This is a genomic window from Paenibacillus sp. LHD-38 (assembly GCF_031157315.1).
In the GTDB taxonomy this organism is placed as follows: Bacteria; Bacillota; Bacilli; order Paenibacillales; family Paenibacillaceae; genus Pristimantibacillus.
Map to the genome: position 1 here is coordinate 1 of NZ_JAVIFU010000032.1, position 18,601 is coordinate 18,601.

At 48.5% G+C, this 18,601-nt stretch carries 15 protein-coding genes and 1 pseudogene; 1 reads left to right on the forward strand and 15 read right to left on the reverse strand.

Annotated features, from left to right (window positions below; genetic code table 11):
* Positions 1-204: 204 nt before the first annotated feature.
* The 15 genes and pseudogenes from RCO25_RS23130 to RCO25_RS23200 form a co-directional block, all read right to left on the reverse strand.
* Positions 205-1,479, reverse strand: coding sequence for a replication-associated recombination protein A (locus RCO25_RS23130; protein ID WP_308998492.1), 1,275 nt, complete (start codon positions 1,477-1,479; stop codon positions 205-207).
* 121 nt (positions 1,480-1,600) lie between these two features.
* Positions 1,601-2,035 (reverse strand): annotated as a pseudogene (locus tag RCO25_RS23135) (AAA family ATPase); the annotation flags it as partial.
* 161 nt (positions 2,036-2,196) lie between these two features.
* Complete coding sequence (locus tag RCO25_RS23140) at positions 2,197-2,874, reverse strand: YdeI/OmpD-associated family protein (protein ID WP_308998494.1); 678 nt, start codon at positions 2,872-2,874, stop codon at positions 2,197-2,199.
* A complete protein-coding gene (locus RCO25_RS23145; protein ID WP_308998495.1) occupies positions 2,871-3,626 on the reverse strand; it encodes a tRNA threonylcarbamoyladenosine dehydratase in 756 nt (251 codons plus the stop codon). The genes RCO25_RS23140 and RCO25_RS23145 overlap by 4 nt, the downstream gene beginning before the upstream one ends.
* Before the next feature lie 29 nt (positions 3,627-3,655).
* Positions 3,656-5,476 carry an aspartate--tRNA ligase gene (gene aspS, locus RCO25_RS23150; RefSeq protein ID WP_308998496.1) on the reverse strand — a complete coding sequence of 607 codons (1,821 nt, stop codon included), beginning with the start codon at positions 5,474-5,476 and terminating at the stop codon, positions 3,656-3,658.
* Between the two features lie 45 nt (positions 5,477-5,521).
* Complete coding sequence (gene hisS / locus RCO25_RS23155; RefSeq protein ID WP_308998497.1) at positions 5,522-6,769, reverse strand: histidine--tRNA ligase; 1,248 nt, start codon at positions 6,767-6,769, stop codon at positions 5,522-5,524.
* A gap of 678 nt (positions 6,770-7,447) precedes the next feature.
* Complete coding sequence (locus tag RCO25_RS23160; protein WP_308998498.1) at positions 7,448-7,618, reverse strand: hypothetical protein; 171 nt, start codon at positions 7,616-7,618, stop codon at positions 7,448-7,450.
* A gap of 94 nt (positions 7,619-7,712) precedes the next feature.
* On the reverse strand, positions 7,713-8,156 hold the full coding sequence (gene dtd, locus RCO25_RS23165) for a D-aminoacyl-tRNA deacylase (RefSeq protein WP_308998499.1): 444 nt from the start codon (positions 8,154-8,156) through the stop codon (positions 7,713-7,715).
* Between the two features lie 55 nt (positions 8,157-8,211).
* Positions 8,212-10,389 (reverse strand): RelA/SpoT family protein, encoded by a 2,178-nt coding sequence (locus RCO25_RS23170; RefSeq protein WP_308998500.1) that lies wholly within the window; start codon positions 10,387-10,389, stop codon positions 8,212-8,214.
* A 197-nt stretch (positions 10,390-10,586) separates the two neighbouring features.
* Complete coding sequence (locus tag RCO25_RS23175; RefSeq protein ID WP_308998501.1) at positions 10,587-11,117, reverse strand: adenine phosphoribosyltransferase; 531 nt, start codon at positions 11,115-11,117, stop codon at positions 10,587-10,589.
* Positions 11,118-11,150: 33 nt separating this feature from the next.
* Complete coding sequence (recJ, locus tag RCO25_RS23180) at positions 11,151-13,178, reverse strand: single-stranded-DNA-specific exonuclease RecJ (RefSeq protein WP_308998502.1); 2,028 nt, start codon at positions 13,176-13,178, stop codon at positions 11,151-11,153.
* Positions 13,179-13,212: 34 nt separating this feature from the next.
* On the reverse strand, positions 13,213-14,130 hold the full coding sequence (locus RCO25_RS23185; protein ID WP_308998503.1) for a cation diffusion facilitator family transporter: 918 nt from the start codon (positions 14,128-14,130) through the stop codon (positions 13,213-13,215).
* A 107-nt stretch (positions 14,131-14,237) separates the two neighbouring features.
* Positions 14,238-15,152 (reverse strand): protein translocase subunit SecF, encoded by a 915-nt coding sequence (gene secF / locus RCO25_RS23190; protein WP_308998504.1) that lies wholly within the window; start codon positions 15,150-15,152, stop codon positions 14,238-14,240.
* A complete protein-coding gene (gene secD / locus RCO25_RS23195; protein ID WP_308998505.1) occupies positions 15,142-16,374 on the reverse strand; it encodes a protein translocase subunit SecD in 1,233 nt (410 codons plus the stop codon). The genes secF and secD overlap by 11 nt, the downstream gene beginning before the upstream one ends.
* Positions 16,375-16,456: 82 nt before the next feature.
* Positions 16,457-16,696, reverse strand: a complete 240-nt coding sequence (locus tag RCO25_RS23200) for a post-transcriptional regulator (RefSeq protein ID WP_308998506.1) — start codon at positions 16,694-16,696, stop codon at positions 16,457-16,459.
* 320 nt (positions 16,697-17,016) lie between these two features.
* On the opposite strand from RCO25_RS23200, the gene spoVB reads away from it, so the two are divergent.
* Complete coding sequence (gene spoVB, locus RCO25_RS23205) at positions 17,017-18,591, forward strand: stage V sporulation protein B (protein ID WP_308998507.1); 1,575 nt, start codon at positions 17,017-17,019, stop codon at positions 18,589-18,591.
* Positions 18,592-18,601: the final 10 nt, after the last annotated feature.

The window sequence follows — 18,601 nt, forward strand, 5'->3', positions numbered from 1 at the left end:
ATATGAAATACCTTCCATCATAATAAGGAGGGTTATTTGGGATGCTCATTTTCCAGTATAACATCAATCAATCGTTCGTTAATTAGAAAAATCTTGACAAGATATTAGCTGGTTTAGTTTAACGGATCCTCGGACCGATTAATGAAAAACAGCCAACTTGAACGGTATAAAAGTTCTAGCAGGCTGTTTTATTTGACACTTCGATTATTTGCCTTTTAATTCCTTTATCTTATTATACGAAGCTGCGTAAGCTTTTTCGGCGCCGCGTTCTTTTGGGACGTAATATTCCACGTCTTTCAACACATCAGGAAGGTATTGCTGATCCACCCAGCCGCCGAAATCATGCGGGTACTTATAACCAATGCCGCGGCCAAGCTGTGCGGCGCCGTTATAATGCGCATCTTTTAGCGAATCTGGAATGTCGCCGACTTTACCTTTGCGTATATCATCCCAAGCACGATCTAACGCGGTGTAGGCTGTGTTGGATTTCGGGGTAAGACAAATGACGGACGTGGCTACTGCAAGCGGAATGCGCGCCTCAGGCAGCCCCAAGCGCTCAGCAGAAAGCACTGCACTTAGCACGATGTTACCCACGTTTGGATCAGCTAGTCCAACATCTTCCCATGCGATGACAAGCATACGTCTGCAAATGGTCACGAGGTCGCCCGATTCGAGCATCCGCGCCAAGTAATGCATCGCAGCATTAATATCTGATCCACGGCAGCTCTTCTGATAGGCGCTTTGTAAGTTATACAAAGTGTCTTCGCCGTTGTAGCCCATGCTCTTTTTATTGAGCGTTTCTTCAACCATTTCAATCGTGATTACGGTTTCGACGTCCAAGCCGATTTGAATGTTTGAAATAACCAACGATTCAAGGGCATTTAGCGCAGTTCGCAAATCGCCGCCGCTCACCGCAGCAATATGATCGAATGCTTCATCTTCAAAGCGGACGGAAAAAAAGCCTAGCCCTCGTTCGCGATCTTTGAGTGCGCGCCCTAAACCGATTTTTATTTCCTCAGGAGTTAACGGCTTCAGTTCATAAATTGCGCAACGTGACAAAATTGCGGATGGCAGCGAATGCATAACCGACTCCGTTGTTGAGCCAATAAGGACAATTTCGCCCGATTCCAAATATGGAAGAAGATATTCAATTTGCGTTTTCGAAAAGCGGTGTATCTCATCTACATAGAGACAAATCGTACATTCAAGGATTTTGCCTTGCTTGACAACATCCTCTAAATCCTTTTTGCCTGCCGCTACAGCGTTTAATTTCATAAACGGGAGAGAGATGCTGTTAGCAATCGCGTTCGCAATGGAAGTTTTACCGATACCAGGCGGACCGAACAAAATCATGGACGAAATTTTTTTATTTTGCAACATGCGCCTGATCGGCTTTCCGTCGCCCAATAAGTGCCGCTGCCCAATCACTTCGTCGATCGTTGTTGGTCTCATTTTATGCGCTAACGGCTCTTGATACATTGCTCCACCCCCCTTTCACCTGATAATTTTTCTCCAAATTGATTTTCACTTTGGCGAATAATTCGTATAACCGCGTCTCCACAAGTGATTTTAATTTTTCACTCTGATTTTTGTATATATAATCGGGCGTTGCCCCGATAAAAATAATGATGCCCTGCTCAACAGCGGGAAGCAGCGCATCCTGCCTTGCCGTATTAAAGCGATGTACCTCATCTAAGAATAGAATCGTCTTCTTACCATACATCCCTTTATTCGTGCGAGCCTGATCAATAACTTCCCGCACATCCTTAACCGAAGCATCCACCGCATTAAGCTTCACGAAATTGCCTGCCGTCCGCAAAGAAATGATATGGGCCAGCGTCGTTTTACCGCAGCCTGGCGGACCATATAACAAAATAGAAGACACCTGATCGCCTTCAATGGCTCTACGCAGCAGCTTGCCTGCACCTACTATATGTTCTTGCCCAATATATTCGTCTAATGTCTGCGGCCGCATACGATCTGCAAGCAGCCTGGCACGCGGCAATTCTTCATCTTGATAAGAAAATAAGTCCATCCTGCTCCCCAACCTTCTGCCATCTGTTATACCGATCATAGCATACAAGCACATTTGTTCGCCAGATAAGCGGCTTAACGGCAGATGCCTGCCTATGAAAATAGCCGCTTCGCAGAAAAAAGCTTCATCAGCTTCAGTTGCGAAACGGCTATACTTGATTGTTATTTATCAAATGGAGATTTAAGGCCATTCTCCAGCTTTTCTATCGATGCTGTAACGCGATTCGCACGTGTTTCTGCACGTTTCGCATCGGTGATCCATTTTACAAAATCTCGTCTTTTCGCTGCCGTTAGACTACCGCGAAAAATTTGCTCTGCTGCGTTTGAGGCCTGCAGGGCTGCTGCGAAGTCTTCCGGCAGCACCGCCTCCTCTGCCGATTGCGAAGACGTGGATACCCTGCCTATCGACAAGCTCTCCAATGCGGCGGAGGCTGTACGACGCTTTGTACCTTCATTGGCAGCGCCTGCCGGGCGGTAGCGCATGGAAGACCAGATATCGTCCATGGCAATCATGGCGACACCCTCCACGTGAAATGTAAGCATGAGTCTCCAGCCGGTGTCACGGTTAATATCCGTCTTTATCTTGGAGGTGCCCTTCGGATAAGAAATCCATAACAAACCATCCGGTTTAACCGCCTGAATGGCTGCCGGCGCATTCTCTTCCAGCTCGGCCAGATTCATAATGAACAAAAGCACAAAATCATAGTGTCCTTCTGCATCTGCGACGCTTGCGTCTGTGCTCAATCCAAGCTCTGTCAAATAATGCTCAGACGGCGGCTTAAGCACCAGTGCTTTCATCTCCGGCGTCAGCCTCAGCTTCTTGACAAGCGCTTCGTTCATAGCTCGATCCCGCCAGCTGCCAACAAGTCATTCACTACGACGCTGACCATAATGAGACCGGCAACCGGCGGAACAAAGGCATTGCTCGCCGGGGGCTGCTTGGCCTTACGAATCTCAGGCGCATTATCCGGGACGATTTTCTTGGTAACATCCTCCCGCGGCTTCATTGGAAGCTCGGTCGAGAATACGACCTTCACGCCGCGTTTAATGCCTTCCTTGCGCAGTTTCGTGCGGATGACCCGCGCTAAAGGATCGGTATGTGTCTTTGAAATATCGACAACCTGAAACTTAGTCGGATCCATCTTATTTGCTGCACCCATACTCGAGATAATCGGTATTTTCCGCTCCAGGCACTGTTTAATAAGATGGATCTTATACGAAATCGTATCGGATGCATCCACAACGTAATCGAGCGGATACTCGAAAAACTGCTCATAGGTTTCTTCCGTATAAAACATCCGAAGCGCAACGACATCACACTCTGGATTAATAAGCTTAATCCGATCGCGCATAAGATCAGCCTTAGGCTGGCCGACCGTCGTTGTCAGCGCATGGATTTGTCGGTTCACGTTCGTTATATCCACGACATCCTTGTCAACAAGGATAATCCGTCCAACGCCTGTACGTGCAAGCGCCTCAGCGGCAATGCCGCCAACGCCTCCGATGCCGAGCACGGCAACCGTGCTCCCCTTCATTAGCTCAAGCCCTTCTGGACCAATCGCCAGCTCCGTACGTGAAAATTGGTGAAGCATCAGGCTGCCGCCTCCTTCGCATTAATTGCTTATTTTTCGTTTGTTTCCGCAGCAGGTGCTGCAGCTGCTGCGGCTACTGGCTGCTTAGGCTTAATCACGGTACGGATATGCAATTGCTCAAGCTGCGATAGCTCGACCTCGGAAGGTGCGTCGCAAAGCAGATCCGTAGCGCTTGCCGTTTTCGGGAAGGCAATCGTTTCGCGCAGGTTAGTACGACCCGTTAGCAGCATGACTAGACGGTCGAAGCCGAAAGCAATACCGCCGTGTGGAGGCGTGCCATATTCGAATGCATCCAGCAGGAAGCCGAATTTTTCTTGTGCTTCTTCCATGCTGAAGCCCAGTGCTTTAAACATTTGCTCTTGAACTTCACGTTTATAAATACGCATCGAACCGCCGCCGACTTCATAGCCGTTCAGAACAAGATCGTATGCTTGCGCACGGATTTGACCTGGATCAGTATCGAAGAAATGAAGGTCTTCTTCATTCGGACGCGTGAACGGATGATGCTCTGCTACATAACGCTTAGCATCCTCATCCCATCCAAGCAATGGGAAATCTACAACCCAAGCGAATTTGAATTTGGATTCGTCGATCAAGCCGAGGTCCTTGCCCAGTTTTGAACGGAGGTTGCCAAGGACATCAGAAACGACTTTTTTCTTATCTGCGGAGAAAGTGAGCAAATCGCCGTCTTCTACTTGCAGGCGCTCGGTTAGGGCAGCAATTTCTTCCGGCTTAAGGAATTTCACGATCGGACCGCGCCATTCGCCATCCTTTACCGTAATCCAAGCAAGACCTTTACCGCCGTAACGCGCAGCGAACGGCTGCAGGTCGTCTAGCTCCTTGCGGCTCCAGCTTGCACAGCCCTTGGCATTAAGCGCTTTGACAACACCGCCGCCTGCCGCTACGCTTGCGAATACTTTCACTTCGCTGCCGGATACGATATCCGTAATATCTTCAATTTCAAGTCCAAAACGAAGGTCTGGCTTATCAGAACCGTATTTGTTCATCGCATCCGCATACGTAATACGTTGGAATGGAAGCTCAAGCTCTACGCCGACTGTTTCTTTAAGAAGCTTAGCTGTCAGCTCTTCCATCATAGCGAGCAATTGATCCTGCGAAAGGAAGGATGTCTCGATGTCGACTTGCGTGAATTCCGGTTGACGGTCTGCACGAAGATCCTCATCGCGGAAACAGCGGGCAATTTGGTAATAGCGCTCAATTCCGCCTACCATGAGAAGCTGCTTGAAAATTTGCGGCGATTGCGGCAGGGCAAAAAATTCGCCTTCATGCACGCGGCTCGGCACCAAGTAATCGCGAGCGCCTTCTGGCGTGCTTTTCGTCAAAATTGGCGTTTCCACATCGATAAAGCCTTCTCCATCTAGGAAATCGCGGAATACCTTAGCTGCTTTGGAGCGCAGGAACAATGTTTTTTGCATTTCTGGGCGACGAAGGTCCAGGTAGCGATATTTCAAGCGAAGCGACTCATCCACTTCTACGCCGTCTTCAATTGGGAAAGGAGGCGTTTTTGCAGCATTCATGACTTCGATTTTCGTAACACGCACTTCAATTTCACCCGTAGCCAGGTTCGCGTTGTACGTTTCTGCATCACGCTCTACGACTGTCCCTTGAATTGCAAGTACGAACTCGTTACGAGCGCGGTCAGCAATCGCTAGCGCATCGCCGGAGAAATCCGGGTTAAATACCGTTTGTACAATGCCTGAACGGTCGCGCAAATCAATAAATAACACGCCGCCAAGATCGCGGCGACGCTGTACCCAGCCGTTTAGAATTACCGTTTGACCAACGTCCGCTTTCGTTAAGCGTCCGCAATGATGTGTTTTCAACAACATAGTTTTCATGCTCCTCGTTTAGTTAGATTATTTATGGGTAGATCATTAACCAATGATTTCATCAGCGAGCTTATTAAGCGCTACAACGCGCTGCTCGCCTTTTGCCATATCCTTAAGTGAAATTTCGCCGCGCTCCAGCTCATCATCCCCTAGGATAGCGGTATAACGGGCTTGCAAACGGTCCGCAGACTTCATTTGAGCCTTCATCTTGCGTCCGAGATAATCGCGCTCCGCTCGAATTCCCCGCTGCCTAAGCTGGTAGACAAGCTTCGTAACCTCGCGTTCTGCCGCGTCACCAAGAGCAACAACATAAACGTCCACCTGGTTAAACACAGGCAATTCCGTTTCTTGATGCTGCAGCAGCAAAATCGTTCTTTCAAGCCCAAGCCCAAGACCGACACCAGGCTGATCCGGCCCGCCGATTTCCGAAACCAGACCGTTATAGCGGCCTCCGCCTCCGACGGTATCTATCGTACCGATGCCTTCTGCCTTATATTCAAAGGCTGTATGGGTGTAATAGTCGAGCCCGCGTACGAGCCGGTGGTTGATTTCATAAGGAATGCCCATATCGGTCAAGTACATTTTCACTTTATCAAAATGGAGCTGGCATTCCTCGTCCAAGCTGTCCAAAATAGATGGCGCGTCCGTAAAATGTTCTTGGTCCACTTTGCAATCGAGAACGCGAAGCGGATTACGGTCCATCCTAGACTGACAATCCTTGCAAAGCAGCTCCCGCTTAGGCTCGAGAAAAGCAAGCAGACGCTCGCGGAAGACTAAGCGGACAGCCAGAGTCCCGACGGAATTGATCTCGACTCGAACACCCTTGAGGCCAACCTCAGTGTAGAAGGTATAACCAAGCGCGATAACCTCTGCGTCAATGGCAGGATCAACGGACCCCAAGGCCTCAACCCCAAATTGATGCAGCTGACGGTAGCGTCCAGCCTGCGGCCGTTCGTACCTGAACATCGGTCCGATATAGTACAGCTTAGACACATCCGGCTCTCCATACAGCTTGTTCTCCACATAAGATCTCACCACGCCGGCGGTTCCTTCCGGACGCAGCGTCAGGCTGCGATTACCGCGGTCCGTGAAGGTGTACATTTCTTTCTCAACAATGTCAGTCGTTTCACCGACACCCCGCTGAAACAGCTCCGTGGATTCGAAGATCGGCGTGCGTATTTCACGGAAGTTGTAACGTTGGCAAATATCGCGCGCTTTTTGCTCCACATATTGCCATCTCTCTACCGCGCCAGGCAAAATATCCTGCGTGCCCGGCATTTTCTGAAATGCCATTGTAATTTCCCTCCTGGCCCCGTAATAAATGTTTTAAAGTTCGGAAAACGCAAAAAACTCCCGTTCCTAACAGCTTGCGCCATAAGGGACGAGAGTGAATCTCCCGTGGTACCACCCACATTTCGAGCCTGCATCCTATGCAACAGCTCGCTCAAAGACGGTTAACGCCCGTCATCCGCAGTCCAGCTAATTCGCGTAAGTTGCCAAGCCTATTGCTTGCTCCCTGCCGCTGTTCACCGTCTGTTCTCCGGGAAGTCTGTTCATTCTGCCGATATAAGGACGCTTGCAGCCTATTGGCGCCCCTCTCTGGATATAACGTGAAGAATTACTTTGTCCCATCAATGAATCCATATCTATACTGAGGATTAATTTTACCTCTGACAATGATTAAAGTCAAGATCGTTCTAGCCCTGCAGCAATCGGCCCCATTGAGATGGACAGAAAAAAACCTACAAAACGTGTTTGTAGGTCCAAAAGTAAAATATATTTTTAAAAAGGGGGTCGAGTTCTATTATAGGTTAATGATGTTAAAAGAAAGTTAGAGATTGATTACAGTAATATTACAATTTCGAAAGCGTTTTTACGGCGCTTGCCTGCTTTTTTAGGAAATGGAGCGGTATTCAGCCCTATTAACGTAACACCGCCCGAGCTTTACACTCGGACGGCGCCCAGATCCACCTATAAATGACTCGGATGATCGCGCCTGGGATGCTGCGGAAAGCCTGCCCATTCTTCAGCCGCTTCAATATCATCCTCAAGCTCAGCAAACACTTTGGCTTCTCTGCGATCGGGATGCAGCAATCTTCGAGATACCCGTTCAATGCCTTGCTCTTTGCGTGATTGATGCATTCGCGAATTTCCTCCAATATCACATTAAGCTTGGGCAAAATTATTGATCTGCCTGCAAAGCTTATTGTCTATATTGTTTCCCGCGATCGCCGTCTTACATACTGCTTTCCAAAATTAACGTCACCGGTCCCGAGTTAACGAGCTCCACTTCCATCATCGCTCCAAAGCGCCCCGTTGCCACTTTTAAACCCATAGAACGAAGTGTGTCGTTAAAGCTGTCGTAAAGCTTCTCCGCCTGCTCCGGCCTTGCTGCCGCCATAAAATTCGGCCTTCTGCCCTTACGGCAGTCGCCATAGAGCGTAAACTGCGAAACAGAAAGCAGCTGGCCGCCGATATCGGCGACGGAATGATTCATTTTTCCTGATTCGTCTTCGAAAATTCGCAGGTTAACCACTTTTTCCGCCATCCACTTCACGTCTGCTTCCGTATCCTCATGCGTGATCCCTACCAGCAGTACGAGGCCTGAATCTATGGAACCAACGATTTCCCCGTCAATGACGACCTTAGCCTGTTTACTCCGTTGAACGACAACCTTCACTGCCTTCAGAACCCCCGATTTGCGCTTCGCTTGCCTTATTCCCCATGCCAATCGTTTATTGCATAATCCGTTGGACGGAATAAATATCCTGTACGCGTTTTATTTTCTCCACCACTGAGGTGAGATGCTCAATGTTGCGAATAAGCACCGTTATATGAATAAGCGACATGTTCTTAACCGTGCGTCCGGTTACAGCTGAAATATTCGTTTTGCTTTCCGAGACAGCCTGCAGCACCTCGTTCAGAAGGCCTCTGCGATCATTGCCCGTTATCTCGATATCAACGCTGTAGTTTGCGTCGATCGAATTTTCCCATTCCACTTCGATTACGCGTTCGCCCTCTTCACCTTGATCGCCAAAAGGAATGTTCTGGCAATCCATACGGTGGACAGAGACGCCGCGACCGCGCGTAATGTAACCAATAATAGAATCACCTGGTACAGGGTTGCAGCAGCGGGCAAAGCGAACCAGCAAATTATCGATGCCCTTTACCGTAACGCCTTGATTCGGTCTAGGCTTCCGATTGCCCGGCGATTTAATTTCCTTCACTTCGCTCGTAAGCTCAAGCTGGTTAGCCAGCTCCGCCTCTCTGCGCATCTTCTCCGTAAGCTTCGTGCAGATTTGAGCCGCCGTAATCCCGCCAAATCCGATGGCAGACATCATATCTTCGATGTCATTGAAGGCAAACTTCGATGCTGCCTCCTGCAGCTTGTCGTCCTGAAGCCAAGCTGAAGGCTCAAGTCCTAGGCGCTTCAGCTCACGCTCAAGCAAATCCTTGCCCTTGGATACGTTCTCCTCGCGCCGTTCCTTCTTAAACCACTGCCGAATTTTGCTTCGTGCATGCGAGGACTGAGCAATTTTGACCCAATCCTGACTTGGCCCGTATGAATGCTTCGATGTCAAGATCTCAACAATATCGCCAGTCTTCAGCTTATGGTCAAGCGGGACAATCCGGCCGTTTAGCTTTGCACCGATCGTCCGATTGCCGACCTCCGTATGAATTCGATATGCAAAATCCAGCGGAACGGAGCCCGCAGGCAGCTCAATGACTTCCCCGCTTGGCGTAAACACAAATACGAGATCGGCAAAAAAGTCCATTTTGAGCGATTCCATAAATTCAGAGGCATCGCGCGCCTCATGCTGCAGCTCCAATATTTCTCGGAACCAAGACATCTTGTCTTCGAAGTTGCCGCCAGGTACAAGCGTACCTTCTTTGTAGGCCCAATGGGCCGCAATTCCGTATTCCGATGTACGGTGCATCTCCCAAGTTCGAATCTGCACCTCTGTAGGCTCGCCATTTGGCCCGATAACCGTTGTATGCAGTGATTGATACATATTCGCCTTCGGCATCGCGATATAGTCCTTAAAGCGGCCTGGCATCGGTTTCCAAAGCGTATGAATAATACCTAGCGTAGCATAACAATCCTTTATGTTATCCACGATAATCCGAATCGCAAGCAGATCATAGATTTCGGTAAATTGCTTGTTGCGATCGGTCATTTTCTTATAAATGCTATAAAGATGTTTCGGACGCCCGGAAATGTCGCCTTCAATGCCCATTTCCTCAAGCTTCTCCGTTATCCGTCCGATGACATCCTCAATAAACTGCTCACGTTCCGCGCGTTTCTTCTTCATAAGATTTGCAATACGGTAATATTGCTGCGGGTTCAAATAACGAAGTGCAATATCTTCCATTTCCCATTTGATCGCTGAAATACCCAAGCGATGAGCAATGGGGCAAAAAATTTCTAAAGTTTCGTATGCAATGCGGCGCTGCGCTTCTTCCGACTGGAATTTGAGCGTGCGCATATTATGCAAGCGATCTGCTAATTTAATAAGAATGACGCGTATGTCCTGAGCCATCGCGACAAACATTTTACGATAATTTTCGTTTTGCTGCTCTTCTTTTGAACGAAATTGAATTTTTTCGAGCTTTGTTAGACCGTCTACCAGCATCGCGCAGGTTTCGCCAAATTTCGCGCGAACCGTCTGCAAATCTACAGTCGTATCCTCAACGACATCATGAAGCAATGCCGCGATAATCGACAGCACGTCCATCTGCATATCGACAAGAATATCCGCAACCGCTACGGGATGCAAAATATATGGCTCTCCCGATTTCCGCACTTGGCCGTGATGGGCTTGCTCCGCAAAGTCATAGGCTTCCTGGATGCGTATAAGGTCCTGCTCTTTCATATAGGCGGATGCCTTCTCGAGTAAATGCTCAATGCCCATGAAACGTCCCTTTCTGATTACACTCCTGGCGGATCCCATTCATGCGTTTTCCGAGTTTTTATAATATTATGCCTGTAATACCAGCACCACGTCAACTACTGTGGGCCTTCCTTAATAAAATAAAACCGCCTGGCCTCCCCGCATAAAGCGTTGGAAGTAACAGACGGTGCATGTGAAGGCAGATTAAACCGCGTAATTTATTCGTAAGTCATTACTGAAAAAACTTCAATTCCCTCAAGCTTCTCACGACCTGTTAAGTAAGCGAGCTCGATGAGGAAAGCCGCGCCGACAACTTCTCCGCCAAGCTGGCGAATCAAATTGATCGATGTCGCTATCGTACCGCCCGTTGCCAGCAAATCGTCAGCAATGAGTACGCGCTGCCCTGGTGAAATGGCATCCTTGTGCATCGCAAGCTGATCATTACCATACTCCAGATCATAGCTCGCTGTAATCGTTTCGCCTGGCAGCTTGCCGCTTTTGCGAATGGGAGCAAAACCGACGCCTAATGCAATCGCAAGCGGAGCGCCGACAACGAAGCCGCGTGCTTCAGGACCGGCAATAACATCGATTTTCATGTGCTGAACCGCAGCGCGCATTTCTTCAATAACAGCGCGGTACGCTCCACCGTCTTTCAATAGCGTAGTAATATCTTTGAAACGGATGCCTGGCTGCGGGAAATCTGGAATTACCCGGATGTAATCTTTAAAGTTGTATTGTGTATTGGACACTTGAGGTCAACCCTTTCCATTTCAAACTATTCATTATGATCTATGACTGGCAATCGACATTTGTGAAGCTTCGCATTGTTCTTTTGCCTTACGATAACGCTCAGAGCTTGCTAAATCTCGTTTTTGCGGAGATGAAGCTGCACTCATCAGCCCATTGCTGCGTTCGATAAACTGCAGTTCCTCAAACACGTCCAGCATGAGTTCCACTGTCGCTAAGGATAAACCGCTTTGCTTGGATAAACGAACGTTTAATCCTTCGAGAGGCACTTGGCTGAACTGTTTCAACTGCTGATATACCTTGCCGAAATCCTCGCGTTCCGGAAACGGTTCCGCAGCGGGATCAAAATGCACATCATGCAGTTGAAGCTGAGGCTTTCGCTGCCCATTCCATTCATTTACGGATAATTCACCGATCACATCGATTTTGCTGCCGGGCTTCAGCCCTTCTGCCAGCATTCCCATACTGAAACCGATTCCGTCTAATAAACGGCGGCCGCTCCCGAGTGACAGCTTCAAATGCTTCGATTCCTTGCCTATCGTTCGACGATCTGCCAGCTCGGTACGCTGGAAAAGCAGCCTTGGCGATGGATTTCCCATCCCAAAAGGCTCAAGCTGCGAAAGCTCATTGATGGTATCCAGCGTTGCTTCGCTCACGGAGCAAACAAGATCAACGGCCGTCTTTGGAATCCAATCATCAGCGCTTAGCCACTCATCCGCCAACTCGCCAAGGCGCTGCTCGAGAGCAGGCAATCGATCACGATGAAGGCTCATGCCGGCAGCGGCCTGGTGGCCGCCGTAATGATCAAGCAGCTCTTCGCAAGCCGTAAGAGCTGCATGCAGATCAAAGCCTTCTATCGAGCGTGCAGAGCCTTTACACATCCCTGTCTGCCCATCTATTCCGAGAATGATAACCGGTTTATAGTTTCGTTCGAGCAGCTTTGAGGCTACAATCCCGATGACGCCGACGTTCCAGCCTTCACCAGCAAGCACGATGACAGGCGGAGACGCTGTCCCAGCCGCCTCGGCCTCCGCCATTTTGGCTTGCCACTGCTGCTCGGCTTCCTTCACGATGCTCTCCACTACGCGCTGCCGTTCCTTGTTTAAGCTGTCCAGTCCAATTGCAGCCAGGATCGCATTATCGTAATCCTCGGTGGTAAGCAGCTCTACCGCCCGTTTTGCATGATCCAGCCTGCCGGCTGCATTCACGCGGGGAGCCATTCCAAAAGCAATCCCGGTAGCCGTAATGGTATCCAGCTCTATACCGCCGGCCTCCGCCAATGCACGAAAGCCTACCCCGGCATGGCTGCGCAGCCGCTCCAAGCCGTAGCGGACTAAAATACGGTTCTCATCCTTCAGCGGCATCAAATCCGCTATCGTGCCTAAACTGACAATATCCGCCCATTCGAGCGGCGGCCGCTCCAGCAAAGCATGCGCCAATTTAAAAGCCACGCCAACGCCTGCCAAACCTTTGAACGGGTAGCCACAGTTTTCCTGTTTAGGGTTAACCACCGCACAAGCCTCTGGCGTATGCTCCGGAGGCTCATGATGATCGGTTACGACGACATCAATTCCCAGCTGTTTCGCATATGCAATCTCTTGAACAGCGCTGATGCCCGTATCAACAGTTACAATTAATTTGACGCCCTCTTCAGCCGCAAGCTCAATCGCTTTATTGTTTAAGCCATACCCTTCCAAAGCACGATGCGGGATATAATAATCAAAATTATAATTTAATGTGCGAAAGACATGCACAAGCAGAGAAGTGCTGGATACGCCGTCCGCATCGTAATCGCCATAAATCCGTATTTTCTCGCTGCGGGAAGCAGCCTGTTTAATCCGCTCAACCGCTTCTTTCATTCCGAGCAATAAATAAGGATCATGAAAATGCTCCATCCCGCCGCGTAAAAAGCGTTCTGCAGAATCCAGCTCATCAAATCCGCGCTGCACAAGCAGCTTGGCTACCAGCGGCGGCAAGCTCAATTTCAATGCCAGATCCTTTGCTTTATCTTCATCGGTTACGGACCATGGCGCTAATGCCCACCTTGTTTTCCTTTGAATCACGCTGCTTTCCTCCTCTCCTGCTGTGTCGCTGTTCTTATTGCAGCAGTGTCGGCATCTGCTCCTGATTAGGATCATGATTGGACTTATACGGATAACCAGGATCATAAGGCTCAACGTAAATCGATACATCCGTGACATGGATAAAACGCTTCATCACGAGCTGCTTTACCCGCTTCGCAATCTCCTGTCCCTCAAGAACCGAAATTCGCGGATTAACGCTAATAACCATTTCCGCAATAACATAATGCCCATGCTCTTTAGCTCTCATAGACTGTATGGTAATGACACCTTCAACCCGCTGAACGAGCTGCATCAGCTCATCTGGATTTTCATCCGTTGAAGTCAAATGGCCATCTTTGCGAATAAAGACGGTAGCCATTCTGTATCCGTTGATCACAACTATAACCGCAATGACGATCGCTGCAGCCGGATCGAAATAATACAGTACCGGCATAGACAGCATTTCCCCAATAATCGCCCCGCTTGCTCCAACTAAAGCTGCAGCTGAACAATATATCCCGGTCAGCCGATCCTTCTCTGGAAAAAACAGCTGTTGCACGATCATTGTTAGCACGATGGCTGCTGCCGAGCTCCAATGCGGAGCAGTCGTCACACCGTCAGAAATATCTCGAATGGAAGATATTCCAATTTCAAGCCCAATGATAAGAAGGACGACAGACAACAAAATCGTCGTCGCCGTCTCTCCGCTTAAATCCTCAGTTTCCGTCGCGGTGGTGGAGTGGTCCACCTTCCGCCGGCGGCTTGCCCTCAGTCCAGATATTGCAGCAACTCCCGCGGCGACCTCAGCTGCCGTTCGAAACGCATCCGCGAGCAATGCTTTGCTTCCTGACAACCAACCTATTATGCCTTTAAAAAGAGCCAGCAGCATGTTTCCCCATAAGCCGGCCCAGCTTGCGGACTCTGCTTTTACATATCGCTGTGTGGTTGACATGATTACCTCCTAAAAGGTTTTGCGAATGCAAAACCTACTTCGTAAGCGTATGCTCAAGGTTTTGCGAATGCAAAACCTACTTCGTAAGCGTTTGAAACAAGATAAGGTTATGCCGTTGTTTTAACGGCGGCTTTCGGTTTCTGTTTTCCTTTAAGGAGCAGCCAGAGCGGACTTGCAATACAGATTGAAGAATAGGCTCCGCTGGAGAGACCGATGATTTTTGCCAATGCGAACAGCTTAATGGACTCGCTTCCGAAAATAAACAAACATACAGCCACAATTAGCACAGCTAATACGGTATAAACATTTCTTGCCATCGTCTGCCAAATACTCGCATTAACCATTTCAGCAAGCTGCTCACGGTTTTTGTATTGCCCAAAACGCAAATTTTCACGGATACGGTCAAAGATTACAATCTTATCGTTAATCGAGTATCCGATTGTAGTCAATACCGCCGCAATGAACGGCAGATCCACTTCAAGACGGAAGATCGAGAACAGGGCAACTACGACAAACGCATCATACAAGATAGCGATATTCGCGGCCAGCGCAAAGCGCCATTCAAAACGAAACATAACGTAAATCATAATCGCGACGCTCGCGATTAAGATCGCCCAGATCGTTTTTATGCCAAGCTCCTGTGCCATATCCGGGGATACAACGTTGACCTCCGACGAAACCTGATCACCGTATTTTGCTTTAAAGCCCTCTTGAATTTCAACGATTTTGGCCTGTGGAAGCACCTCGTCAAAACGAGCGGATACACGTTCATTACCTGTTCCGCCAACAGTTGGCGTAATGCCTTCAATGCCTGCTTTCACGAGAATCTCTTTTGCATCCTGCTGAGTAGCTTCCTTGCCTACCGAAATATCCATATTTGTACCGGCCTTGAAATCAACGCCGAAATTCAGGCTAAAGAAAAGCAAGGATAATATCCCTACTATCGTTAACGTGATTGAGAACAGAAAGAACTTGTTGCGGTTTCCAATAAAATCATAACGGATCTTTGTATTAAAGTTCACGGATTTCTGCCTCCTTCACGCCATAATAGCTTGGTTTTGTAAATAGATTGCTCTTGATAAGCAGCATGATCAAGAAACGGGACAAGAAAATGTTTGTCAGCATACTTACGAGAATACTGAAGATCATAGTCAAGGCAAAACCGCGGATCGCGCCATTACCGATATAATACAGCACGGCACTCGCGATAATGTTCGTAATGTTCGCATCCATAATCGTACGGAACGAGTTTTTCGAACCGGCTTTCAAAGAGGACAGTAAGCTCTTGCCGCTGCGAATCTCTTCTTTAATCCGCTCGTACATGATGATATTCGCATCGACCGCCATACCGATACCGAGCACGAAGGCTGCAATACCTGGCAAAGTTAAGGTTGCATTCATTAAATTGAATACGACGATCAGCAGCCATGTATAAGTAACAACGGTAATGCCTGCTACTACGCCCGGGATACGGAACAAGATGATTAGGAATACCAATATAATAACCGTTCCGATAATGCCAGCCTCAACCGTGTCCTTCAAAGAGGCAAGTCCAAGCTTTGCTCCAACGCTTTGCGTATACTTTTCAGTCAGCTTGAGCGGCAGTGCTCCAAGGTTGATCATATCTGCCAATTCGTTCGCTTCATCTACCGTGTACTCGCCCGAAATCTGAGCAGATCCACCGGAAATAGGAAAGTTAACAGACGGTCTTGAAAGCTCTTTATCATCGAGATAAATAGCTAAATATTGGCCTGTTAAACGTGTCGTAATTTCTTCAAATTTCTTCGCGTCTTTTAGCTCTATCGTAACAAAGGGCTTACTCAAGTTATCATAACCAATGCCTGCGCCGTTCGGTTTAAAATCGCTGCCGTCAAGCTCGATTTTATCGTCCGGACCGCGGAATGTCAGGTTGATTGGTTTGGCGAGAATCTCTCTAACTTCATTCTCGTCTTCTACCCCGGCTAACCGCAAGCGAATCCGGTTCGTACCTTCTGTCGTGATCTCAGGCTCCACAATGCCGAGCTCATCGATTCTTTTTTCCAAGCTTCTTGCTGTTTCTTTCAGTGACTCCGGCGTAACCGCCTCACCGCCCTCAAGCGGCGATGCTTCGTACAAAACCTCGAATCCGCCTTTTAAATCAAGGCCTAGCCTTACATCTTTTACTAGCGATGGGCTTGTCCAAGCGATAACGCCAAACATAATGACTACGATCGCAAGGAAGGCAATAATTCTCTTCCCGAACATACGTCTTAATCCCCCTTATGATCTCAATATTCCTATTATACAGACGCGGTAAAAACGAGTCAAAAAAAAGAAACCCAGTTGTTTAGAACGAGGTTCCTTTGTATGCGCTAATCGTCACGAAATTCATGAATTTCATAACCTTCAGAGATAAAATATCGTTCACTAATTCGTGAAGTTCGGGCAGGCCCGTCTTCTTGTATTTTTCGCTTACGCATTCCCATACCTCTTGGCCCGTTACATGTTCATAGCCAATGAGTTGAAATTCCTCTGCTTTGCTAATACATAGTTCTTCTATCATACGACTTAACTCTTCGTCTTCCATGCTGCGCCTCCTACAACCTTGTGACATAAAACATCATCCATATAAGTAAGAATCAGCTGCATGCTTTTGTCCGCCCTATAACCAAACACAGAACGCGCTGCCGCTAGGTCTGTTTCAGCCGTTTTAACTTTTCTAATTCAACTATTCGCTGTGTCCCCCCAAAATTCCTGCCCGCCTCAGCTGCAATCTGCAAAATGAATGACATGGAATCGGACATGCCGCGCATAAAGATGATAGTACCGGCCTGTCTCACAGCTTCGTCTGATAGCTCAGGCAGGCGCAGACCAGCTATTCCACGATAGAGAAGAGGGTATTTCAATATGGCGAAGCAAAAAAATTCTACCAAACAGACATTTATAAAAGGCGCTATGATTTTGCTTGCTGCAGGCATCATTAACAGGCTGCTGGGTTTCGTGCCGCGTATCGCACTGCCGCGAATCATAGGCGCTGAGGGTGTCGGCTTATATCAGCTCAGCTACCCCTTTCTTATGGTTATGCTCACCATAATTACGGGAGGCATACCTCTTGCCGTAGCCAAATGGATTGCGGAAGCCGAGTCCCAGGGCGATTCTAACCGGGTAAAGTACATTTTTAGGACAGCCATGGGGCTCGTCGCTTTACTTAGCATAATTATGACCGGCGTGATGCTGCTCGGAGCGAAATGGATCACGACGCATATCCTTCCGGATGCCCGCGTCTACCAAACCTTTTTGGTTATGACTCCGATGCTCATGATTATCGGTTTATCCTCGGTCTACCGCGGATACTTCCAAGGAAAGCAAAACATGATACCGACTGCCGTCTCCCAAATCGTAGAAACAGTGCTTCGGATCATCGCATCGCTTTCATTTGCATACATGCTTCTGCCCTACGGCTTAGAATGGGCAGCGGCAGGAGCCATGCTCGGAGCCGTCGTTGGCGAAATCGGTGGTCTAGCGGTTCTGCTTTGGAAATATTATCGTGATAAAGCTCGCATAAAACATGAAGAAGCCCATGACGCCAAAATGCAAGCCAAAAATGAACCCGTGCTGCGGAGACTGCTCGGCTTATCGATCCCCGTAACCGGAAGTCGATTGGTTGGTTCCTTCTCCTTCCTGCTGGAATCCATCCTTACCGCACGCAGCCTTGCGGCTGCCGGCATTGCAACTGGCATCGCTACTGCGCAATACGGTGCTCTTCAGGGAATGATCGTACCGCTTCTTCTCTTGCCTACGGCCTTAACGTACTCGCTTGCCGTTTCACTGGTTCCTTCTTTATCCGAGGCCGCTGCCCGGGGAGATCACTCCTTAATTCATAAAAGATTGCATCAATCCATGCGGCTCGCGCTTGTATCAGGTGCTCCGTTTGTCGTAATAATGACCTTGTTTGCGGAACCGATTTGCCGAATTCTCTATAATCATGCAGATATAGCGCCAATGCTGCAGCTCATCGCACCTGTTGGCATTTTCATTTACTTGCAAGCTCCGCTGCAAGCTGCCCTCCAAGCGCTTAATAAACCGGGAACAGCGCTAATCAATACATTAATCGGCGCAATCGTTAAACTGTTCCTTATCGTACAGCTCGCCTCTGATCCTGATTTTGGCATATATGGTGCCCTTATTGCCATCAACGTTAATATCGTGCTCGTTACCGTCTTGCATGGCATAAGTGTACTACGATTTATCGGCTTCCATATGAAGTTTCTCGATTTCGCCAAAGTAGGCGCAGCAATGATTATAATGGGCGCGGCCGCTCGGTTTACAATGAATCAACAGCCGCTTACCATGGAATGGATTAATCTGCTTCTTGCTTGCGCAGCGAGTGCAATCGTCTATTTGCTGCTTATGGTTGGAATGAAAATCATTGACCGCCATGACATGGTTCGTATCCCTATATTCGGGAATTGGTTTAAATAATTGAACAGGC